The organism is Xaviernesmea rhizosphaerae, from assembly GCF_001938945.1.
Lineage (GTDB): Bacteria > Pseudomonadota > Alphaproteobacteria > Rhizobiales > Rhizobiaceae > Xaviernesmea > Xaviernesmea rhizosphaerae.
In genome coordinates this window covers 229,228-251,071 of record NZ_MKIO01000039.1, presented here as the reverse complement: position 1 = coordinate 251,071, position 21,844 = coordinate 229,228, and the positions used below count along the sequence as shown (strand labels likewise).

The window sequence follows — 21,844 nt, the reverse complement described above, 5'->3', positions numbered from 1 at the left end:
CCCGCTCACAAGCTGCTTCGAGCGACAAAGCGGGTGCGCGGGCTGACGAAACCCGCTAAGCATGCCGGATATGGCGGCCTTGCGGCCGCCAATCCTGCGATACGAGATGTGAAGAGGCGGTCGAGGCGGATGATGGTGAAGAAGACAAGTGTAATCGCAGCCCTCGGCCTGGCCCTGGCCCTGACGGGCCTTTCCGGCTGCGGCCGCAAGGGCGACCTGGAAAAGCCGAGCGTCAGCGCCGCCGAGGCCAATGTCAAACGCAAGCCGGGCGAAAAACCGAAGCCAAACCCGACCCCGGATCGCCCCTTCCTGCTCGACCCGCTGCTGTGATGCGGCGGCGGCGCGCATCAAGGGCGCCGCAGTCCCGAATGCTTTCCGGGCCGCAAGGCGGCCTGTCCCCGTCCCCTCAGGATCTTGAGACGTGAACCATTTCGACTATCGCGACGGCGTTCTCTATGCCGAAAACATATCGGTAACCGACATCGCCCGCGCGGTCGGCACGCCGTTCTACTGCTATTCCACCGCCACGCTGGAGCGACACTTCCGCGTGTTTTCCCAGGCCTTCGAGGGCACGGACGCGCTGGTCTGCTATGCGATGAAGGCCAATTCCAACCAGGCTGTTTTGAAAACCCTGGCGGCAGCGGGCGCCGGGGCGGATGTGGTCTCCGGCGGCGAGCTGCGCCGGGCCTTGGCCGCCGGCATTCCGGCCGAGAAGATCATGTTTTCTGGCGTGGGCAAGACGCCGCAGGAAATGGATCTCGCGCTCGAAGCGGGGATTTACTGCTTCAATGTCGAGTCCGAGCCGGAGCTGGAAGTTCTGAACCAGCGCGCATTGCGGCTGGGCAAGCGCGCTCATGTCTCCTTCCGCATCAATCCGGATGTGGACGCGCGCACCCATGCCAAGATCTCGACCGGCAAGAAGGAAAACAAGTTCGGCATCGCCTATGAGCGCGCCCGCGCGATCTATGCCCATGCCGCGATCCTGCCCGGCATCGAGGTGACCGGCATCGACATGCATATCGGCAGCCAGATCACCGATCTGCAGCCCTTTGCCGATGCCTTCCGCCTGCTGCGCGAGCTGGTGGAAACGCTGCGCGCCGACGGTCACCAGATCGCCCATGTCGATGTCGGCGGCGGGCTGGGCGTGCCCTACAAGGACGACAACAATCCGCCGCCGCCGCCGGAAGCCTATGCCCGGATCGTCAAGGACGCGCTTCAGGGCCTCGGCTGCCGCATCGTCACCGAGCCCGGCCGGCTGATCGTTGGCAATGCCGGCATCCTCGTCACCGAGGTGCTTTATGTGAAGGATGGCGGCTCCAAGACCTTCGTGGTCGTCGATGCCGCCATGAACGACCTGATCCGCCCGACGCTCTACGAGGCCTTCCACGAGGTTCGGCCGGTGAGGATTTCCGCGGCCAATGCCCCGCGAATCAAGGCCGACATCGTTGGCCCCGTCTGCGAGACCGGCGACTATCTGGCGCTGGACCGGGAAATGGCCATGCCGAAGCCGGGCGATCTCTTCGCCGTGGGCACGGCGGGCGCCTATGGCGCGGTGCAGGCCGGCACCTATAACAGCCGGCTTCTGGTGCCCGAGGTTCTGGTCAAGGGCGATCAGTTCCACGTGATCCGCCCGCGGCGCAGCTATGAGGAGCTGATCGCGCTCGATTCGGTGCCGGACTGGTTCTAAAGCTCTGTCTCAGGGACCTCTTCGAGCCCCTGCCGTCGAGGATCGGGCGCCGCCTCCGGCCGCGCCTGTTCACGATTGCGTTCTTGCCCTCGCCTTCGCCACAAAGGCTGGTATCCTCTCCTTTCAAGTTTCCGCGCGGCGTACGCCCCGGCATGCGCCGCGCAGGAGCGGGAAGCGGTTTCGCGCAAAAAATGGCGTGAAAACAAGGTTTTGACGAGCGAAGGGCGATCCGGAAGGCTTGCAACGCGTGACAGAACCGCCGCCTGCCGCTTTCCCGATTCGGCAAAGGACCTCTGATGGCGACCCACCGGCCCGACCGCACGGACATGACGCAGCCCGCCGGCCGCAGCCCCCTCGCCCGCATGCTGGACCGCAAACGGCTTTTTGCCCGGCTGGTGCTGACGCTGGAGCGGGCCGCGCCGCATCTCCTGGCGCCGCTCTCCATCCTGCTGATCTTCCTCTCGGTCTCCTGGTTCGGCCTGTTTCGCATGCTGCCGGCAGCGCTCCATATCGCGCTGGCCATTGGCTTTGCCGTGGCCTTCATCGGCGCGCTGGTGCCGCTCGCGCGCATCCGCCTGCCATCCGCAGGCGATGCCGACCGGATGCTGGAAAGCCGCAACCATCTGCCGCATCAGGCGATCGCCGTGCAGGAGGACCGCCCGGCGACCACGGGCGCCTTCGGCCAGGCGCTGTGGGCGGAGCATCAGGCGCGCATGGCCCGGCGCATCCATGATCTGGAAACCGGCCTGCCCCAGCCGGATATCGCCCGCTTCGACCGCCATGGCCTGCGCGCCCTGCCGGTGCTGATCGCCTGCGTCGCCTTCGGCTTTTCCTTCTCCAACCGCGCCGGCGAGCTCACCGACATTGCGCACACGCCGCAGGCCGTCAGCGATCGGCCCGATGTGCGCATCGACGCCTGGGTGACGCCGCCGGCCTATACCGGCCGGGCGCCGCTGTTCCTGACTGGCCGGGAGGCCGGACCGACGGGCGAGGCCGTCACCGTGCCGCAGGGCAGCGAGCTCACCGTGCGCATCACCAGCGCCTCCGGCGACGTGCCGGTGACCTACCGCACGGCGAGCGCGGCCGAGCCGCAGCCCGTGCCGCGCGACACCGAGAAGGCCGAGGGCGAAAAGGGTGCGGGCGGGCCGCAGGCGCCAGAAGGATCCTCGGCCAGCAATGCCGGCACCAATTCCGCGGGTGCGGCGGCAGCGACTGCCGGCGTCACCCATCAGATGCGTCTGACGGAGAACGGACGGCTCGATGTCGCCGGCTCCGCCTGGAGCTTCACCGTCACGCCCGACCACGCGCCGACCATCGCCTTCGAGGGCAAGCCGCGCCCGACCGTCAACGCCGCGCTGGAGATCGGCTTCACCGCGAAGGACGATTACGGCATCGATACCGCCTGGGCCGAGATCAAGCCGGTCGACCCGCCGGCGCCGGATGCCCGCCCGCTCTATCCCGCGCCGGAATACCGGCTTGACCTGCCGCGCCGCAATGCCAAGGAGGTCAAGGGAACGGCCAGCCGGAACCTCAGCGAGCATCCGCTTGCCGGCAAGCGCGTGACCATTACGCTCGTGGCGCGCGATGCCGCCGGACAGGAGGGTCGCAGCCAGCCCGAGAACATGATCCTGCCGGCGCGCCGCTTCACCGAGCCGCTGGCAGCGGCCGTTGCGGAAGAACGCCAGGTTTTCGCGCTCGATGCCAATGCCCTGCCCCGCGCGCTGGATCTCAACGATGCGGTTACGCTGCGGGCGGACGAGACCATTCCCAACCTCACCCATTACCTGCTGATCGAGTCCGCCAGGGGCCGGATGATGATGGCGCAGAACGAGGAGATGCTGCGCGACACCGCCGCCTATATCTGGGACATCGCGCTCGGCATCGAGGATGGCGATCTGTCGCTGGCCGAAAAGCGGCTGCGCGACGCACAGCAGAACCTGTCCGACGCGCTGGAGCGCGGCGCCTCTGACGAGGAGATTGCCAAGCTGATGCAGGAACTGCGCGAGGCGATGAAGCAGTTCATGCAGGCCATGGCCGAACAGGCGATGAAGAACCCGCAAATGGCGCGGCCCAACCCGCAGAACATGCTGAACCAGCAGGATCTGGACCGGATGATGAACCAGATCGAGAATCTGGCGCGGTCCGGCTCCAAGGATCAGGCCCGCCAGCTGCTGTCCGAAATGCAGCGGATGATGAACAATCTGCAGGCGGGGCGGCCGCAGCCGGGCCAGCAGCAGAGCGGCGACAACAGCCAGATGCGCCAGCAGATGGACAAGCTCGGCCGCCTGCTGCAGGACCAGCAGAAGCTGATGGAGCAGACCTTCCAATACGATCAGGCCCTGCGCGACCGCATGCAGGGCGGCGACCCGATGGACGGCGACGAGCTGTTCGACCAGCAGCCGATGCCGGGCCAGGAGATGAACCCGCAGCAGGGGCAGCAGGGCCAGGATGGCCAACAGGGGCAGCAGGGACAGAACGGCGGCAAGCCGACGGACCAGATGACCGAGGAGCAGCTGCGCCAGGCGCTGAAGGACCTCAAGGCGCAGCAGGATGCCCTGCGCAAGCAGCTTGGCGAGCTGCAGAAGGGCCTGCAGGGCATGGGCATGCAGCCCGGCAAGGGCTTCGGCGAGGCAGGACGCGAAATGCAGGGCGCGGCCGGTGCGCTCGGCCAGGGCCGCAGCGACCAGGCGCTCGGCGGCCAGGGCCGCGCATTGCAAGCCTTGCGCCAGGGCGCGCAGGAAATGATGCAGCAGATGCAGAGCCAGCAGGGCCAGGGACAGGGCCCCGGCCAGGGCATTCCGCAATATGGCCAGAACGGCCGTGATCCGCTCGGCCGGCGTCAGCAGAATGTCGGCCCGGAATTCGGCGATCAGGTGAAGGTGCCCGACGAGATCGACACCCAGCGCGCCCGCCAGATCCTGGAGGAAATCCGCCGCCGGCTCGGCAACAATCTCTCGCCCGAGGTCGAACGCCGCTATCTCGAGCGTCTGCTGGACATTCAGTAAACCAAAGCACGGGACCAATGCGGATCCCTTGGGAGCGGCAGCCCCTTCGTTCCTGCAGGGCTGCTCCGATGCTGTGCGACGGTCCAGCGGGTGTCGAGCGGCTATCCGGGCTCAGGTGAGGCAGGCGCTCACGTGCAAGCGCCCCGCGTCTTTGTCGTCCTGGCACATCAAGGTTGCAGGCCGCTTAGAGCATCAGACTGGAATTCGTACGCAGTCCGATGCTCTAATTTTTTGTTTTTGCATCGGATTTTTCCGAAAACCGGTTCCCACTTTTCGGTCCGATGCTCTAGGCCGCCAGCGCCTCGGCCACGGCGCGGCGAATGTCGGGCAGCGTGAAGGGTTTGGGCACGACATCGACGACCTTGGCGGCCAGATCATTGGCGCGCTCGCGCTGTTCGGCATAGCCGGTCATCAGCAGGATCTTCATGTCGGGATAGGCGGCGGCGGCCTCGTGGACCAGCGCGATGCCGTCCATCACGGGCATGCGGATGTCGGAGAGGAGCAGATCGAAGCTTTCCTCGTTCAGTCTCGCCAGCCCCTCGGCGCCATCGCCGGCTTCGGCCGTCTCATGTCCGTCGAGCTGCAGCGCGCGCGCCACAAAACGGCGCAGGGAATCTTCGTCTTCCGTAATCAGGATCTTCGCCATCATGGCCTCCGTCCGACAATTTGCCCTGAGCCGGCCAGTGGTCGCGCTGCCCGTCCAGGGGTCAGACGCGGCGTTGAGAGGGAGGGCCGGCCCGTTTCCCACCGCGAACACAGCATGATTCGACGGCGGGACGTGCGGCGAAATGACCAGACTTTCCTTGTCGATCCGTAAATGCGGTTTGGGCTCAAGCGCCCGGCGCAGGCTCCCTCCGCCCCGTTTCAGGACGAAAGCCGTCCTGAACCCCTTGGAAATGCTGGAAATTGAGCAAGCCTTAACCTTGTGGCGAAGAGCGGTTGCATGTTTGGACAACGGCTCGCGGCCAGAGGCTGACTTTTACGCCTCGCCGGTCACAATGCCGACGAAAGGAAGCTCGCGGAAGGCATAGGCGGCATCCATGCCATAGCCGACGACGAAATAGTCGGGGCATTCAAAGCCGACGAAGTCCGCCTCGAAATCGATCTCCCGCTTGATGCGCTTGTCGAGCAGGACGGCGATCTGCACGGACGCGGCGCCCCGCTCCAGCATCAGCTCGCGGGCAAAGCGCAGGGTGCGCCCGGATTCCAGGATATCGTCGATCAGCAGCACGTTGCGCCCGGCCACGTCGCTGTCGATATCCTTGAGCACGGTCACGCCGCGCGACACCGTGCCGGTGCCGTAGCTCGACAGCGTGATGAATTCCATTTCCGGCGCGATGCCGGCCTCGTGCATGGCGCGGATCAGGTCGGCGGCGAAGATGAACGAGCCCTTGAGCACCGAGATCACCAGCAGATTGTCGCTGTTGCCGCCGGCAATCTCGGCGGCGATCGCCCGGTTGCGCTCGGCAATGGTGTCTGCCGAATAGAGAATATCGATGGTCTTGCCGCGAACGACTGGCATAGGCGATCCTTGTGTGAGCATGCTCTCCGGGCCGGCCGGCATGCGGGGCAAACGGAGCCGGGACGCAGACACAATTGCATGGCAAAAGCGTGCGGCAAAGGCCTTGATATGAGCCCGGCGGATGTCGAAGGGCATGAACCATGGTGTCCGGCCCGTCAAGGTCGCAGCGCGGCCGCAGCCCCCTGGCCACGCGCGGCAGAGACCTGAACGCGCGGCATCGCGCCGCCGGCATGGGCGAATTTGAGGGCGAAGGGCCGCCCCTCCCCCGGCAACATCCAGGCCGCGCCGTCGAGCGGCCGGATCAGGCGCCGGTCGTCGAGATCGATGTCGAGCGCCGGCAGGGCGGCGGGCGTGCGGCCCTCATTGACGAGCCGTCCATAGACGATCAGCACGCGCAGCCCATTCGCATCCGCCAGCCGCGCCGAGACGTCTTGGACAGTGACGGGCGGCGACGACGGCGCAGGAACGGGCAGAGCCATGTCGCCCTCCCCCATCGGGCGCGGCGCCATCAGCACCGGCAGACCTGCCAGCAGCAGGATCAGAGGGAACAAGGGGAGCCGAGGCGTCCACCTGCCGCCCGGCCGGCACTGTGCCCTTTCCGGCGGAAGCTCGACGAAATCGGCATCCACGGCCGCCTGCCTCATGGCGCGCGGTGAGGGCGCGCCTCGGGCGGCCGGCCCTGCGCAACGTGCTTGAGCGGAAGATGGAGACATGGTGCTCCCAGGCGAAAGACGGAACGGCGCGAAATGCGTGAGACATCAGACCCCGCGCGCACGGCGCGAAATGCTTTCCAGATGATGAAGAGAAAGGGTTAATTTATTGCAAGGCGCCGTGAAAGCGGCTCTTTTTCATGAAAAATTAACGCCTGTTAACCATGCTGGCACGATCGCGGCCAGTTTCGGCCGCGCTTTCGCGGCGCTTACGCCCTCCCGATCATCGCACCTGGACACCCTCTTGATTCATTTCGAAAATGTCGGATTGCGCTATGGCATGGGGCCGGAAATTCTCCGCGATCTCACCTTCGACATTCCGCAGAAATCGTTCCAGTTCCTCACCGGCCCTTCGGGCGCCGGCAAGACGACGCTGTTGCGGCTTCTGTTTCTCTCGCTGCAGCCGACGCGCGGGCTGATCCGCATGTTCGACCGCAACATCGCCACGATCCCACGCGAGGAGTTTCCGATGCTGCGTCGGCGCATCGGCATCGTCTTCCAGGATTTCCGCCTGCTCGACCATCTGACCACCTATGAGAATGTCGCCCTGCCGCTGCGCGTGCGGGGCAAGGAGGAGGCAAGTTACCGGGCGGATGTTCTGGAGCTTCTGCGCTGGGTCGGCCTGGGCGAGCGGATCAACGTGCTGCCGCCCGTGCTGTCCGGCGGGGAAAAGCAGCGCGCGGCCATCGCGCGCGCGCTGATCGACCGGCCGGAAGTGCTGCTGGCGGATGAGCCGACGGGAAATGTCGATCCGCCCATGGCCCGGCGGCTGCTCAATCTGTTCATGGAGCTCAACCGGCTGGGAACGGCCGTGGTGATCGCCACCCACGACCTGACGCTGATGGACCAGGTGGAAGCTCGGCGCATGATCCTGTCTCAAGGACAGCTGGAAATCTATGGTTAGCAAGACCAAAGCCCCGCCTGCCAAAGCCCCGACGGGCAGGACCGCGCCCACAAGCGCGGCGGCAGCCGAGCCGCGCCGCCCGGCGCTGAAGGTGCGCCCGACGGGACCGATCGTTCCCGCCAGCAATGTCTCCGGCCGGGCGCTGATGCTGGTCATCGCCATCATGGCCTTCCTCGCCTGCATCACGCTGGGGGCGGTGATGATGGTGCGGGCGACCGCCGAGAGCTGGCAGAGCCAGATCTCCCGCGAGATCACCATCCAAATCAAGCCGGCCGAGGGGCTGGATATGGACAAGGCGCTGGAGGAGGCCCGCAATGTGGCGTTGAGCTTTGCCGGCACGCGGGACGGCACCATCGTCGACCGCGCCGCCACCGCCCGCCTTCTGGAACCCTGGCTCGGGCCGGGGCTCAATCTGGACGAGCTGCCCGTGCCGCGCCTGGTGGTGGTGACGATCGACGAGACCGCACCGCCGGATTTTGCCGCCATGCGCGCGCGCCTGTCTGAGGTTCTGCCCCAGGCCATTCTCGACGATCACCGCACCTGGGTCGACCGGCTGGTGGCCATGGCCCATACCACGGCGCTGATCGGCACCGGCGTGCTGGTTCTGGTTTTCTCCGCCATGGTGCTCACCGTGGTCTTCGCCACGCGCGGCACGCTTTCGGGCAACCGCCACATCGTGGAAGTGTTGCATTTCGTGGGCGCAGAGGCGTCCTTCGTCGCCTCGGAATTCCAGAAGCATTTCCTGAAGATCAGCCTCAAGGGCTCGGGCGCCGGCGGAATTCTCGCAGCACTCTGCTTTCTGGCGGCCAGTTGGTGGCAGCAGCGCTCCATGGCCACGCCCCAGAGCGATCAGGCCACCGCCCTCTTCGGCACCTTTACCATCGGCTATACCGGCTATCTCGGCATTGTCGCCACCATGATCCTGATCGCCCTGCTGACCACGGTCACGGCGCGCTACACGGTCATGCGCACCATCTACGAAATCGACCTCATCCGCTCCGACCCCGGGCGAACCGATGCCTTCCAGGATTGACGGCCAGGATTGACGGCGGCGGCAGAACAGACATGATGACCAGAACGATGAGCGAGCAGAACGGCGACACTGGCGAAGACGGCACCGGCGCCCTCCTGCGCCGCCGGCATGTCAGCCGCGGCCGCCAGTTGGTGCGCATCGTCTTCTACATGCTTCTGGTGATGGCGGGCGGGCTTCTGGCGAGCTTTCTCTATTTCGCCGACCAGGTGGCCTCGCTGACGCCACCGGCCGACCCCAAGGCCGATGCCATCGTGGTTCTGACCGGCGGCTTCCAGCGCATCGACCAGGCGGTGGACCTGCTGAAGGACGGGGCTGGCGCGCGGCTGCTGATCTCGGGCGTGCACCCCACCACCACCGGCAGCCAGATCCGCCGCAACACCCAGAGCTCGGCAGCGCTGTTCCGCTGCTGCGTCGATATCGGCTATGATGCGATCGACACCGTCGGCAATGCCAATGAGACCGCCGCCTGGATCCGCGCGCACCGCTATCGTTCGGTTCTCGTCGTCACCAACAATTATCACATGCCCCGCAGCATTCTGGAGCTGCAGCGCGCCAATCCCGGCATCGCGCTGACCCCCTATCCGGTGGTCAATTCCGACCTGAAGACGAGCAACTGGATGACCAATCCGATGGTGGTGAAGACCATCCTGTCGGAATATGGCAAATACACCGTCGCCCGCCTGCGCGACCTCATGGGCGCTGCCGCCGGCTCCGGCCTGCGCACCGATCCGCGCAATGCCGGGATCGACCGGTAAAGTCGGCGCTCGACAGCCATCGGCGCATGGCCCGGCCTGTTGGACGAGGCCATTCCGCTTGCCGGGATAATCGTGTAGTCACGGGCCGCCCCGCTTTTCCGGGGCTGGATTTCGAAAGCTTCCCGATGCTCGCGCTGCGCTCCGCCCTGTTCAACACGCTGTTCTATGCCAATCTCATTTTGCAGATGGTCGTGCTCACGCCGGTCTATTTCCTGCTGCCGCGCAAAAAGGCCTGGATCGTGCCGAAGACCTGGGCGCGGACGAACCACTGGCTGATGCGCGTGGTGGCCGGCACCGATTTCACGGTCGAGGGGCTGGAGAACCTTCCGGCGGACGGCATCTATATTCTGGCGCCCAAGCACCAGTCCTTCTGGGATGTCTATGCGCTGCTGCCGGCCCTGCCGGATCCCTTCTTCATCCTGAAGAAGGAGCTGATGCGCATTCCGCTGTTCGGCTGGTATGTCGCCAAGCAGCGCATGGTGCCGGTGGACCGCAGCGCACGCGGACGCGCCATGGCGGCCGTGCTGGAGCGGGCCAAGGCGGAAATGGCGACCGGCCGGCAGCTGATCATCTATCCCGAGGGCACCCGCCGCCCGCCCGGCGCGCCGCCGGAGTACAAGTTCGGCGTGGCGCGGCTCTATCGTGATCTCGGCGTGCCGGTCGTGCCCGTCGCCATGCATCCCGGCCTGTTTTGGCCGCGCAAGAGCCTGATGCGCCATCCCGGCCATTTCACCGTGCGTATCCTGCCGCCGATCCAGCCAGGCCTGAAGCCCGACCTGTTTCTGGAAACGCTGATCCGGGAAACGGAAGCGGCCTCGGATGCGCTCTTGGTCAAGACCGTCAGTGACAATCCGCATCTGCCGCTGCCGGAGACCGCCCGCGCGCGCCTGGCCGTTCTGGCGCAGCGGAAGGCGGACGCGTCCTGAGCCGGCGTCACAACCCTTGAGACAGTAAACATTGCGCCTCATGTGGCCGACATGTGCAGTGCAAACAGGTAATGCACTGCAAAATAACGAAATTTTGTTCCGGAATTTGCAACTTTGGGCCGCTGAACCCCTCAATTTGGGGATAGTCTTTCCGGGGTTTATTAATAGATTGAGCGTGACATAGCCGGATATTTGGGAAGGTGTGCCTCCTTGCGGAGCGCCAGCGACCTTCGGAGGATTTTATGTTCGCTTTGCTCGACCACGTCATCAAGTTCGACGCGCCTTTTGACCTTTCGCCGCGAACCGAGGAGGCTCGCGGCTTCCGCCCGACCGCGCGAATCGTCTTTTTCGCCCTCGCCGTTGTCGTGTCGATGGCGCTTTGGGCCGGGATGATCGCGGTCGTGCTGTCGTTTTTCTAAACGATGAGGCTGCAAAACGGGCTGCGATCCGCTCTCATCCGCTGGCCCTGAGACGATCAATGTCGCGCGCGACCTCCTCCAGCCACTGATCGCGAATGCCCATGGCGCGCAGATGATCGAGGGTGTTGAGGAGGTAATCGACATTCTCGCCAGAGCGGCCGCGCGCACCCGCCACGATCACGGCGGCTTCGGCGGCGGTCAGCGCCCCGGCATATTGGATGTGATCCCGATCGATCACATAGACCAACGCCATCACCACCCGACCGTCGGCAAGGCGGATCGGCAGCATCCGCTCCTTGTAGACATGGGTGACGAGTTCGCGCTCGCGCAGATAGTGGACCGTTGCCGCGCGCTCGGCCCTCGGCACGCGAAAAGCCATTCCGGTGCAGGAGCCGCCCCGGTCGAGCCCCAGCACAAGGCCCGGTGAGGCCTCCGTGCCGCGATGGACATAGGAGCGCACGCAGAGCGCGCGGCGATAGCCGTGGATGCGGGCGCGCAGGGCCTCGACCTCAGGAAAGCCCGGATTCCACATCAGAGAACCGTAGCCGAACACCCAGAGATCGTCGTCGCCCGCCATCACCGCATCTGCCGTCATGCTTTCGCTCGCCTCCTTCCGCGCCCGCCCGTTCGTCAGGCCATCAACAGGGTTTGGCCGAGGTCACGGCGGATTTCAAGCGGCAGGCGCGATCGCGCCGCCAGACCGGGGCCCGCCCTGCCTGCAGCGCCCCTCTCACCGCACCGGCAGGCTCTTGCCAAAGGCGGCATCCGCAGTAGATTGCCGGCATGACCGAAACCTCGCCGACGCCCGCTCCGGGCCCTCGCCGCCGCGGACCGCGTCTTCGCGGCGTGATCGCAACCCTCATCCTGATCGCCCTTGTCTATTCCGGCCTCTGGTATCTGGCCGCGCACCAGATGGAGACCCGGCTGGCGACGCTCCTGTCGAGCGACCGCCTGGGGGTCGGCTGCCGCGACATGACGGTGGGAGGCTATCCCTTGCGGCTGACGGTTGCCTGTAGCATGGTGACAGTCGACAACCGCGAACGGGGCACCTCGGCCTCGCTCGGCGCCATCGATGCCCGTGCGCCGGTCTACAATCCTGGCCGGATCGATGCGACGCTGTCGGGGCCCGCCGAATTCCGCATGGCGCCGGATCTCGTCGCCTCCTCCCGATGGACCGCCGCGGACCTGTCCTTGCGCACCGGCCTATCCGGCATCAGCAATGCCACGCTGTCGGCCACGGGGCTGCAGGGCAGCATCACCGCTTCGGCTGGCATTACCCCCTCGCTGCATTTCACCCTGGCGGAAGGCGCAAGCAGGGTGACGCGTGACGGCACCGTGCTGACATCGGCCATGCAGCTGAAAGGCCTTGCTTTGTTGACCCCGGAGGATACGGCGATCCTGCCGCCCTTCGACGCGACGCTGAATGCCAGCCTGACCGCGCAGGAGCCGATCCAGCTCGGCCGGGGCAGCCGACTGCCCCTTCGCGGCAGCCAGGGCCAACTCGACGGGTTGACGGTGGATTTCGGCAATGGCCTGACCGGCAAGGCCAGCGGCCCGTTCAACATCGACGAGGAGGGTCTTCTCTCCGGCGAGTTCGATCTCAGCATCGACAATGTCGATGGCTGGCGCGATGCCGTGATCGCCGCCTTTCCGCAGACGCGCTCCATGGCGCGCAACGTGGCCGGCATGCTGCGGGCGCTGTCGGGCAACCGCGATCAGGCGCATGTGAAACTCAATGTGCGCAAGGGCACGGCCTTCCTGGCCTTCATCCCCGTGGGCGTGCTGCCGCGTTTCTGACGGGCCGCGCGCTCCTGCTAGAGCATCAGACTGGAAATTGCACGCAGTCTGATGCTCTAGAATTTTGTTTTTGCATCGGATTTGTCCGAAAACCGGTTCCCATTTTTCGGTCCGATGCTCTAGCGCCCGTCATCTCCTATTCGACCGGATCATTGGCATGGCGGCCGAAGTCGGGCGCCGCCGTATCCTGCCCGGCTTCCACGATCGAGCGGCGGATGGCGCGGGTGCGGGTGAACAGGTCGAACAGCTTGTCGCCGTCACTCCAGCGGATCGCCCGCTGCAGATAGGCCAGATCCTCGGAAAAGCGTGCGAGCATTTCCAGGATCGCCTCCTTGTTGTGCAGGCAGATGTCGCGCCACATGGTCGGATCGGAGGCCGCCAGACGGGTGAAGTCGCGAAAGCCCGAGGCCGAATATTTGATGACGTCGGATTCCGTCACCGTCTCCAGATCGTCCGCCGTGCCGACGATGTTGTAGGCGATGATGTGCGGCAGGTGCGAGACGATCGCCAGAACCTTGTCGTGATGTCCGGGGTCCATTTCATCGACATTCGAGCCGAGCGCCTCCCAGAAGCGGCGCAGCTGAGCCTTGGCCGCCTCGTCGGTGTCCGGCAGCGGCGTCAGAATGCACCAGCGGCTGCGGAACAGGCCGATGAAACCGGCATCCGGCCCGGAATATTCGGTGCCGGCGATCGGGTGGCCGGGAATGAAATGCACATGGGCGGGCAGATGCGGCTGCATCTGCGCGATCACGGAGGCCTTGGTCGAACCGACATCGGTGACGATGGCGCCGGGCTTCAACGCGCCGGCGATCGCGGCCGCGACCGCGCCGGATGCGCCGACGGGAACCGATACGATCACCAGATCCGCCTCGTGCACCGCTTCGGCCGCCGAGGTGGTATAGGCATCGCCCAGCCGCAGCTCCGCGGCCCGACGCAACGTTTCCTCGCTGCGTGTGGAGACGACGACGCGGCGCGCCAGATGCTTGTGGCGGATCTCGCGGGCGATGGAGGAGCCGATCAGGCCGATGCCGATCAGCGCGATGGTGTCGAACAGGGGTGTCGTCATGGCATCAGTCTTTCAGGAATGCGGCGAGCGCCTCGACGACGCCCCGATTGGCTTCCTCGGTTCCCACCGTCAGCCGCAAGGCATTGGGCAGGCCGTAGCCCTTGACGCCGCGCAGGATGAAGCCCCGTGCGGTCAGGAAGGCATCGGCATCCGTTGCCCGCTTGCCGTCGACATCGGGGAAATGGATCAGCACGAAATTCGCCACGGAGGGCGTCACCTGCAGGCCGAGCGCGGTCAGCGCCCGGGTCAGCTCATCGAGCCAATGGGCATTGAACTCGGCGGCGGTGCGGGCAAATTCCCGGTCGCGCATGGCCGCGGCGCCGGCGGCGATCGCCAGCGAATTCAGGTTGAACGGCCCGCGAATGCGATTGAGCACGTCGATCACCGGACGGGGGCCGTACATCCAGCCGATGCGCAGCGCCGCCAGACCATGGATCTTGGAGAAGGTCCGGGTCATCACGACATTGTCCGCGCCGGAAACCAGCTCCAGCCCGGCAGCGTAATCATTGCGCCGGACATATTCGGCATAGGCCGCATCGAGCACCAGAAGCACGGACGGCGGCAGGCCGGCATGCAGCCGGCGCACCGCATCCGCCGGCACATAGGTGCCCGTGGGATTGCCCGGATTGGCCAGGAACACCACCCGCGTGCGCTCGGTGACGGCGGCGAGGATCGCCTCGACATCAACCTGGCAATCGCGCTCCTTCACCGTGACGGGCTTGGCGCCGGCCGCGCGGATCTGGATCGGATAGACCAGGAAGCCGTGCTCGGTGATGATGGCCTCGTCGCCGGGGCCGAGATAGGCGTGAGCGATCAGGCCGAGCAGCTCGTCGGAGCCATTGCCGCAGAGGATATTGTCGATGTTGAGCCCATGCACCTCGGCGATCGCCGCGCGCAGCGCCAGCGCCTGCCCGTCGGGATAGCGCTCCAGTGCGCCGGCTGCCGCCTGCATCGCCTCGATGGCGCGCGGGCTGGCGCCGAGCGGCGTCTCATTGGACGAGAGCTTGAACACCTTGGCCACCCCAGGCGCATGTTCCTTGCCGGGCACATAGGCCGCGATGTCGAGAAGGCCGGCGCGCGGCTTTGGAGCCGAGGCGTTGGGGGAGGCGGAAGCATCAGGCGCGGTCATGGCGGCGGTATCCGAAGGCTGGAGGAGCCCGCAGGCGAAGAGCGACAGCCTCCGCATGCCAGGCCGGCAGAGCAGAGACCGGCGACAGCCGGCCTCTTCAAAGCGCCTGCCTTACCGCTGCAAAAGCAGCTTGTCGAGCCAGCGCGGACCTTGATGCGGCGGGCATGGGCGGATCAGCCCTGCCCCGGCTCGGCGGTTCGCCGCGCGCCCTTCGGCGGGCTGTAGGTGGTGGGCACACCCTGCGGCGCCAGCACGGGCACGAAGACCCGGCGTGAGGCCCGCGCCGCCACCGGCAGGCCCTGATAGAGCCGCTTCTGCGCCTCCACGATGATGACCCCGGAAAAGACCGGCCAGATCGTGCGGCCGATCCGCTCGAAGCCGCGGCGCAGCTTCAGCATGGTCTTCAGCTTTGAAGGAGGGAAGAACAGGGCATCGGCCGTGGCGCCGGGTGTGAAATTGGTCTCGCGCAGCAGCGCGGTGAGCTGGCTGCGCGAATAGGGCCGGCCGGAGCCGAAAGGCGTATGCTCCATCCGCGCCCAGACACCGCGCCGGTTGGGCACGGCGATCACCAGCCGCCCGCCGGGCGCCAGCACCCGCCAGATCTCCTTCAGCGACTCGCGCGGGTTTTCGGCAAATTCCAGCGAATGCACCATCAGCACCCGGTCGACCGAGGAATCCGGCAGCGGCAGCTCCTCGTCGAACACCAGCGCCGTGGAGGACATTTCCGCCGGCGGCCAGTTCACCGCGCCCTGCCCCGCCGGCATGAAGGCGAAGGTGCGCTCGGTATCGGCCCTGAAACGGTCGAGATAGGGAATGGCATAGCCGAGACCCACCAGCCGCTCCTCCGGCAGGCGCGGCCAGAGCGTGGCCAGCGCCATGGTGATGGCCTGCTCGGCCGCCCGCCCCAGGCGCGAATGATAGAACTGTCTCAAATCGACGATATCGGTGTGCATGGCATGATCGTAAGCGCCAGGCGCTGGACTTCAAGGTGGCGCCGCTTAGATTTCCACCCAGCCCTTGTTTGTCGCATGTCGTGATCGCAAAACCGGTGACCACTTCTGCGCGACATGCTTCGTGACCGCCAACAGGATCGACCCATGGCCGCTTTCGCGCTTGAGCTTTTCCCCTGCCGCACCGACAATTTCGGCGTGCTTCTGCACGATCCCGACAGCGGCGAGACCGCCGCGATCGACGCGCCGGAGGAGGCCGCGATCCTCGCGGCTCTGGAGCGGCGCGGCTGGACGCTGACGCATATTCTGACTACCCACCATCATGGCGATCATGTCGAAGGCAATCTGGCGCTGAAGACGCGCTTCGACGCCCGCATCATCGGCCCGGCGGAAGAGGCGAGCCGCATACCCGGCATCGACATGACCGTGCCGGGCGGTGGCAGCTTCAGCTTTGCCGGCCATCCGGTCAAAGCCATCGAAACGCCGGGTCACACGGCCGCCCATGTCTCCTATCATTTCGCGGAGGATGGGCTGCTTTTTGCCGGCGACACGCTGTTCGCGCTCGGCTGCGGCCGGCTGTTCGAAGGCACGCCGGCCGATATGTGGGCCTCGCTCTCCAAGCTCGCCGCGCTGCCGGACGAGACGACGGTCTATTTCGGCCATGAATATACGCTGTCCAACGCCCGCTTCGCTCTGACCATCGATCCCGACAATATGGAACTGCGCGCGCGCGCGGCCGAGATCGAGGGGCTGAGGGCCGAGGGCCGCTTTACCGCGCCGACGACCATCGGCCTGGAAAAGCGCACCAATCCCTTCCTGCGGGCCAATGATCCCGCCATCCGCCGGCATCTCGGGCTTGAGGAGGCCGAAGCCGCCGAAGTCTTCGCCGAAATTCGCCGCCGCAAGGACCAGTTCTGACCATGACCGAGACCCTTACCGCCCGCGAGATCATCGACCAGCTCGGCCTCGAGCGCCATCCCGAAGGCGGCTGGTATCGCCAGACCTTCCGCGACGAGGCCGGCGGGGCGCGCGGCTATTCGACCGCGATCTATTATCTGCTCGAAGAGGGCGACCGCTCGCACTGGCACCGCGTCACCGATGCGACCGAGGTCTGGCATCATTATGCCGGCGCGCCGCTCGAACTGTCCACCGCGCCGCCTACGGGCGGTCCGGCAAGCAGCGTGACGCTGGGGCCGGATCTGCGGGCGGGCCAGCGGCCGCAAGCGGTGGTGCCGGCCATGGTCTGGCAATCGGCCCGCGCGCTCGGTGCCTGGTCGCTGGTCGGCTGCACGGTCGCGCCCGGCTTCGATTTCTCCAGCTTCGAGATGGCAGCGCCGAACTGGACGCCGGACAAGAGCTGATCTGGAACGGGCGCGGCTGACCACTCAGGAGAGCGACGCCGCCCCCTCTTCGGAGGGGGCCGCCTGTTTGCGCCGCCCGAAAATCGCATCCTTCGAGGCAAGCACTGCCCCACCCGTGACGAGCAGGCAGGCGACGAGGATGCGCCAGGACGGCTCGGCGAAACCGAAGGCGATCAGGATCAGCGTCGAGAGCACCGGGGCGGAATAGCTGGCGACGCCGAGCATCTGGATATTGCCGTTCTTCACGCCGTGATCCCAGGCATAGAAAGCCGCGCCGACGGGCAGAAGGCCGAGGCCGAGCACCGCCAGCCATTGCCCGGCCGAGCTCGGCCAGACCGTGGTCTCCAGCGCCAGATGGCAGAGAAGCGAGAGGACGGATGTCGCCAGGCAGAAGCCGGTGACCGTATCGGTCGGCACGGCCTCATAGCGGCGCGTCATCAGCGAATAGGCCGACCAGGTGAAGGCGCAGGCGAGCGCCGCGCCATAGCCCAGCGCATAGGCGCCATCGAAGGCCACGCCGTTGCGCGCGACGATCAGCACCGTTCCCGCAAGTCCGGCCAGCGCGCCGGCCACGTGATACCAGCGCAGCCGCTCGCCCGGCAAAAGCGCCGAACCGACGACGATCAGGAGCGGCCAGAGATAGGCGATCAGCCCTGCTTCCACCGCCGGCGCGTTGCGCAGCGCGGTGAAATAGAGAAAATGATAGCCGAACAGGCCGATGATCCCGAGCGCCCAGACCGGCGCCGGCTGCTTCAGGAGCCGCAGCCGCTGGGGCTTCACCGCGAAGACGAAGAGACCCGGCAGGCTGCCGATGGCAAAGCAGATGGCGGAAAGCTGGAAGGGCGGCATGGTGCCGGACGCCGCTGTGAACAGGGCGAGCAGCGCCCACATCAAAATCGCCGAAAAGCCGATCAACGTCGCCCGCAACACCATCCGTTCGCCTCTTTTTCTTTTGCCGCCTTCCTGGCCGTGCCAAGCGGGCCCGTGGCAGGCGGGGCCATGACAGGTCGGGAAAGCTGTGGCGCGCACACGACAGGACAACCGGGATCAAGTCAAGAGCAGGCGCGACCCCAACGACAGAGGGCATGGCGCACGCACTTGTGGGCGGCGAAGCCCTCATCGGCCCGCAGCCTGATCACAGGCGTCGTGCCCCGGATGTCACCGCAGCCAGCGCGAGAGCCAGCCGCCCTTGCGCTCTTCCTGCGGCTTCGGCTTGCGGTTCAGCTCGCGCACGTCGTGCTGCAGGGTCAGGCCGGTCAGCAGCGGATGGTCCCAGATCGTCCCGTCCGCCGGCGCCTGCAGCGGATTGAGATCCAGCGGAAAGGCGGCGATCAGCGCCTCGGCATCGAAGGGCTTTTCCCGCCAGGTCTGGTCGATGGCCGCCATCAGCGCTGGCCAGTCCGTCGGCAGATGCGCAGGCTGACCATAGACCACCAGCCGGTCGAGCCCAAGGCCGCGATAGAGATCGACGATTCGCAGGTCGAGAATACCCGACTGGCGCAGATCCACCTCCTGCAGACCACCGGCCAGATGCGCGGGAAAGGACAGGCAGGGAATGCCATAGCTCTCGGCGAAGACGAGCCCGTGCAGGCTGGTGGAGACGATGCGCTCGCAGGAGAGGATCTCATCGATCTTGTCCCTGATGCCGGCCATGCCGATCGGCGCCACCGTGTTGATGAGGCGGATCTCGCCGGCAAGCTCGGGTGGAACGCGGTAGCGCAGCAGTTCCTCCTTCACATGGGCTTCGACATCGCGATCGGACAGTTCCGAGAGATGGACGATGACGCCCAGCTTCCAGCGCTTGGGCAGGGATGGGCGGTAGAAGCGCGGCAGCAGCCAGACCGGATCGCCATAGACGCCGATCGATCCTTCCGCCTCGCCGGTCAAAAGCTGCTCCGAAACCGGCCCGCGCGTGGCCAGAACGCGGAAATTGGCGTTATCAGGGCGTTGATAGGCTTCGGGCGGTGCATCGGACGATGGCTTGAGGCGGTTGGAACATCCCGTGCCCCAGAACCAGACCTCCCCGCCCGAAAAACCATGGCCGATGGTGCCGACACAGGCCATGCGCAGCGCATCCGACTGGGAGGGAACGCGCGCCACATCGCGGCCGGACAAGAGGGCCACCATGACCGGGCTCAGCGCATCGCCGATATTCAGATAGTCCATCGTCTGGGTCGAGCCCGCCCAGGACAAGGGAACGACGCCGCCGGCGCGCACATGCTCCGCCAGCGCATTGGTTTTCATCGGCACGCTCATCTCCTCACCCCGTCCGTCCCCGTCATGATCCACCACGCAAACGGAACGGACGACAGGCAGGAACAGGAATTGCCGACGCGCCTGCAGGCGCGCCTGCGCAGCATCTATGCCAGGCTGCGACCAAAAAAAACCGGCAACCGTCAAAACAGGGAATGGAAGGCGCGGGAAGCGGGCGCGACCGCCGTGTGATCACAAGCGTGTCACGATCCCTCGAACCGCGTCGCCCAGACGGTGACGGGCCCGACGGTGGTCGGGATGCGGGCATAGACGGGCGCATAGACCTTGACCGCGTCGGCCTTGGCGAACCAGATCTCCATCGTCTCCAGCTTGCGCAGATATTCGACGTCGCGCCGACCCTTGCGATAGCCTGACTTGGGTACGAAGCGCAGGCCGCAGACGATGGCCTCGCCCTTGAAGCCCTTGGTGGTGAAAGGCTTGGATCCTTTGTCCACCAGCCGGATATCGAGGCGCGATTCGCCGTCGAAGATCGGCAGCGTGCTGGGGCAGACGCGTGTGCCCTCGGGAATGATCAGACCCGAGAGGGGATCGAGCACGCCGCGCAGGTCGGCCGGGCTCACGGGAATCCAGTTCTTTGGCTGGGGCTTCTTCGGGGTCAGCGTGGCGGAGACGACATTGCCGTCGCGGAAAGTCACGTCGATGGCGCGCGTCTTCGAGCCGCTCTGGTAGCGCACGGAGTAATCCTCGGCCCGCAGCCGGTCGGCCTCCACGCGGCCGGAAACGGTGGTGCGGCCATTGGTGCGCGCGAAGATATCGGCGAGCCCGGCCGATTCCAGCGTGCCTGATATGGTGTAGCGCCGGCTTTCCAGCTCGGTATGGAATCGCGCCCGGGCGATCGGCAGGCCGGACAGCGAAATGCTGTATTCCGTGTCATGGGCGATATCGCCGGCACGGGCTTGCCCGCCGGCAAGCGAGACCGCCAGCAGGAGGCCGGCGGCAACAGGGCCCGCCACTGTTTTGACACGCTGATTCATCATTGGGATCCACTCTCGTCTTGCCTGCAGAGCTAGGGCGGCTTTACGGCGAATCTACGCCGCAAGGCCGGGGACAGCCGGCTTTTCCACCCCGGACAGCCCGCAAAGCCAAGGTTTGGCTTGACGTGCGACATCTGCATGACTATAGAACCGCAACTTTCCAATCATGGCCGGTGGAAATGCTGCCTGAGCTTCAAGGCTCGCCACTGCAGTGTTCGCGGGCTCAAAGATAAGGTGCTTACCCATGTCCCGTAGTTGCGAATTGACCGGCAAGGGCGTCCAGTCGGGCAACAATGTCAGCCATGCCAACAACAAGACCCGGCGCAAGTTCCTGCCGAACCTGTGCAGCGTCACGCTGATCTCCGACGCACTCGGCCAGCGTTTCCGCCTGCGCGTTTCCGCGCATGCCCTGCGTTCGGTCGAACATCGCGGCGGTCTCGATGCCTTCCTGCTGAAGGCCGATGAGCGCGAACTGTCGATGCGCGCCCGCCTGCTGCGCCGCCAGATCGTCAAGAAGACGGCTGAAGCCGCCTGATTGCCTGCCGGAGGCCCGTCTCCGGAACGAATTTTCATCGCAAGACGCCGTGCGTGAAAGCGCGCGGCGTCTTTTCTCGTCAACAGCCAGCTGGTGGCATACCCCAGGATAAAAAAATGCAGCGCTCTGCCCTGTTCATTACCTATGTCGGCCTGATGACCCTCGTGGTCGTCTCTTCCAATGTGCTCGTGCAATATCCGCTTCCCGGCGTGATCGCGGGGATAAACCTAAGCGATCTGCTCACCTACGGCGCCTTCACCTATCCGGTCGCTTTCCTCGTCACCGATCTGACCAACCGCCAGTTCGGCCCGCGCATCGCGCGGCGCGTCGTCGTCTGCGGCTTTGCCGTCGCCGTTCTCCTGTCGATCGCCGCCGCCACGCCGCGCATTGCCATTGCCTCGGGCTCGGCCTTCCTGCTCGGCCAGTTGCTGGACATCTCGCTGTTCAACAAGCTTCGGGCGCAGAGCTGGTGGCGCGCGCCGCTGGTCGGCTCGCTGATCGGCTCGGCGCTGGATACCACCATCTTCTTCTCGCTCGCCTTCGCGCCGATCTTCTCGATGCTCGGCCCGAACGAGGAGTTCGCCCTGCAGGTCAGCCCCTTCCTCGGCGCCTTCTCGGCCGAAGTGCCGCGCTGGATCTCCTGGGCGGCCGGCGATCTCTTCGTCAAGATGGCCGTCGGCCTCCTGATGCTGCTGCCCTATGGCGCGCTGATGAGCTGGCTGAAGCCGATGCCGGGCGTGACGGCTTCCTCACAGGGCTGATCGCTCCCGTCGAAAGACCAAAAGACCGCGCTTTCC

Annotated in this window: 23 protein-coding genes; 13 read left to right on the top strand and 10 right to left on the bottom strand. The window is 65.9% G+C overall.

Annotated features, from left to right (window positions below):
* Positions 1-132 precede the first annotated feature (132 nt).
* The 3 genes from lptM (at position 133) to BJF92_RS19245 (ending at position 4,692) form a co-directional block, all read left to right on the top strand.
* Positions 133-330, top strand: coding sequence for an LPS translocon maturation chaperone LptM (gene lptM / locus BJF92_RS19255; protein ID WP_075636425.1), 198 nt, complete (start codon positions 133-135; stop codon positions 328-330).
* 91 nt (positions 331-421) lie between these two features.
* On the top strand, positions 422-1,687 hold the full coding sequence (gene lysA, locus BJF92_RS19250; protein ID WP_075636349.1) for a diaminopimelate decarboxylase: 1,266 nt from the start codon (positions 422-424) through the stop codon (positions 1,685-1,687).
* A 296-nt stretch (positions 1,688-1,983) separates the two neighbouring features.
* Complete coding sequence (locus tag BJF92_RS19245) at positions 1,984-4,692, top strand: TIGR02302 family protein (protein ID WP_075636348.1); 2,709 nt, start codon at positions 1,984-1,986, stop codon at positions 4,690-4,692.
* A 286-nt stretch (positions 4,693-4,978) separates the two neighbouring features.
* Here BJF92_RS19245 and BJF92_RS19240 read toward each other — a convergent pair whose 3' ends face one another.
* The 3 genes from BJF92_RS19240 to BJF92_RS19230 form a co-directional block, all read right to left on the bottom strand.
* Positions 4,979-5,338, bottom strand: coding sequence for a response regulator (locus BJF92_RS19240; RefSeq protein ID WP_075636424.1), 360 nt, complete (start codon positions 5,336-5,338; stop codon positions 4,979-4,981).
* Positions 5,339-5,671: 333 nt separating this feature from the next.
* A complete protein-coding gene (gene hpt, locus BJF92_RS19235) occupies positions 5,672-6,214 on the bottom strand; it encodes a hypoxanthine phosphoribosyltransferase (RefSeq protein WP_075636347.1) in 543 nt (180 codons plus the stop codon).
* Between the two features lie 155 nt (positions 6,215-6,369).
* Positions 6,370-6,765 carry a hypothetical protein gene (locus tag BJF92_RS19230; protein WP_143524100.1) on the bottom strand — a complete coding sequence of 132 codons (396 nt, stop codon included), beginning with the start codon at positions 6,763-6,765 and terminating at the stop codon, positions 6,370-6,372.
* A 403-nt stretch (positions 6,766-7,168) separates the two neighbouring features.
* Between BJF92_RS19230 and ftsE the strand changes: the two genes are divergently transcribed.
* The 5 genes from ftsE to BJF92_RS25645 all read left to right on the top strand — a co-directional run bounded on the left by ftsE (position 7,169) and on the right by BJF92_RS25645 (position 10,961).
* Complete coding sequence (ftsE, locus tag BJF92_RS19225) at positions 7,169-7,828, top strand: cell division ATP-binding protein FtsE (protein ID WP_075636345.1); 660 nt, start codon at positions 7,169-7,171, stop codon at positions 7,826-7,828.
* Positions 7,821-8,861, top strand: coding sequence for a cell division protein FtsX (locus BJF92_RS19220; protein ID WP_425356479.1), 1,041 nt, complete (start codon positions 7,821-7,823; stop codon positions 8,859-8,861). Before ftsE ends, BJF92_RS19220 begins: the two co-directional genes overlap by 8 nt.
* Positions 8,862-8,893: 32 nt before the next feature.
* Complete coding sequence (locus tag BJF92_RS19215; protein ID WP_425356411.1) at positions 8,894-9,616, top strand: YdcF family protein; 723 nt, start codon at positions 8,894-8,896, stop codon at positions 9,614-9,616.
* A 125-nt stretch (positions 9,617-9,741) separates the two neighbouring features.
* Positions 9,742-10,542 carry a lysophospholipid acyltransferase family protein gene (locus BJF92_RS19210; RefSeq protein WP_075636343.1) on the top strand — a complete coding sequence of 267 codons (801 nt, stop codon included), beginning with the start codon at positions 9,742-9,744 and terminating at the stop codon, positions 10,540-10,542.
* A 242-nt stretch (positions 10,543-10,784) separates the two neighbouring features.
* Entirely contained in the window at positions 10,785-10,961 is a 177-nt protein-coding gene (locus BJF92_RS25645; RefSeq protein ID WP_158032252.1) for a hypothetical protein, read from the top strand.
* A 34-nt stretch (positions 10,962-10,995) separates the two neighbouring features.
* Here BJF92_RS25645 and BJF92_RS19205 read toward each other — a convergent pair whose 3' ends face one another.
* Complete coding sequence (locus tag BJF92_RS19205; RefSeq protein ID WP_075636422.1) at positions 10,996-11,538, bottom strand: gamma-glutamylcyclotransferase; 543 nt, start codon at positions 11,536-11,538, stop codon at positions 10,996-10,998.
* 269 nt (positions 11,539-11,807) lie between these two features.
* Between BJF92_RS19205 and BJF92_RS19200 the strand changes: the two genes are divergently transcribed.
* The gene (locus BJF92_RS19200) at positions 11,808-12,758 is read left to right on the top strand and encodes a DUF2125 domain-containing protein (RefSeq protein ID WP_158032251.1); all 951 of its coding nucleotides are present in this window, start codon (positions 11,808-11,810) and stop codon (positions 12,756-12,758) included.
* Positions 12,759-12,894: 136 nt separating this feature from the next.
* On the opposite strand, the gene BJF92_RS19195 is transcribed toward BJF92_RS19200, so the two are convergent.
* The 3 genes from BJF92_RS19195 to BJF92_RS19185 form a co-directional block, all read right to left on the bottom strand.
* On the bottom strand, positions 12,895-13,824 hold the full coding sequence (locus tag BJF92_RS19195) for a prephenate/arogenate dehydrogenase family protein (protein ID WP_075636341.1): 930 nt from the start codon (positions 13,822-13,824) through the stop codon (positions 12,895-12,897).
* A gap of 4 nt (positions 13,825-13,828) precedes the next feature.
* Positions 13,829-14,953 (bottom strand): histidinol-phosphate transaminase, encoded by a 1,125-nt coding sequence (gene hisC / locus BJF92_RS19190; RefSeq protein WP_075636421.1) that lies wholly within the window; start codon positions 14,951-14,953, stop codon positions 13,829-13,831.
* A gap of 173 nt (positions 14,954-15,126) precedes the next feature.
* Entirely contained in the window at positions 15,127-15,906 is a 780-nt protein-coding gene (locus BJF92_RS19185) for a class I SAM-dependent methyltransferase (RefSeq protein ID WP_075636340.1), read from the bottom strand.
* A gap of 144 nt (positions 15,907-16,050) precedes the next feature.
* Between BJF92_RS19185 and gloB the strand changes: the two genes are divergently transcribed.
* Positions 16,051-16,821 (top strand): hydroxyacylglutathione hydrolase, encoded by a 771-nt coding sequence (gene gloB, locus BJF92_RS19180; protein WP_075636339.1) that lies wholly within the window; start codon positions 16,051-16,053, stop codon positions 16,819-16,821.
* Positions 16,822-16,823: 2 nt separating this feature from the next.
* Positions 16,824-17,264: a cupin domain-containing protein gene (locus tag BJF92_RS19175; protein ID WP_075636338.1), complete on the top strand. Its 441-nt coding sequence runs from the start codon at positions 16,824-16,826 to the stop codon at positions 17,262-17,264.
* 24 nt (positions 17,265-17,288) lie between these two features.
* On the opposite strand, the gene yddG is transcribed toward BJF92_RS19175, so the two are convergent.
* The 3 genes from yddG to BJF92_RS19160 all read right to left on the bottom strand — a co-directional run bounded on the left by yddG (position 17,289) and on the right by BJF92_RS19160 (position 20,512).
* On the bottom strand, positions 17,289-18,197 hold the full coding sequence (gene yddG / locus BJF92_RS19170) for an aromatic amino acid exporter YddG (protein WP_075636337.1): 909 nt from the start codon (positions 18,195-18,197) through the stop codon (positions 17,289-17,291).
* A gap of 225 nt (positions 18,198-18,422) precedes the next feature.
* Complete coding sequence (locus BJF92_RS19165) at positions 18,423-19,508, bottom strand: polysaccharide pyruvyl transferase family protein (RefSeq protein WP_245294833.1); 1,086 nt, start codon at positions 19,506-19,508, stop codon at positions 18,423-18,425.
* A 212-nt stretch (positions 19,509-19,720) separates the two neighbouring features.
* Positions 19,721-20,512: a DUF3108 domain-containing protein gene (locus BJF92_RS19160; protein ID WP_425356412.1), complete on the bottom strand. Its 792-nt coding sequence runs from the start codon at positions 20,510-20,512 to the stop codon at positions 19,721-19,723.
* 244 nt (positions 20,513-20,756) lie between these two features.
* Between BJF92_RS19160 and rpmB the strand changes: the two genes are divergently transcribed.
* Positions 20,757-21,047 (top strand): 50S ribosomal protein L28, encoded by a 291-nt coding sequence (gene rpmB / locus BJF92_RS19155; RefSeq protein WP_075636335.1) that lies wholly within the window; start codon positions 20,757-20,759, stop codon positions 21,045-21,047.
* A 116-nt stretch (positions 21,048-21,163) separates the two neighbouring features.
* The gene (locus BJF92_RS19150) at positions 21,164-21,808 is read left to right on the top strand and encodes a VUT family protein (protein WP_075636334.1); all 645 of its coding nucleotides are present in this window, start codon (positions 21,164-21,166) and stop codon (positions 21,806-21,808) included.
* Positions 21,809-21,844 lie beyond the last annotated feature (36 nt).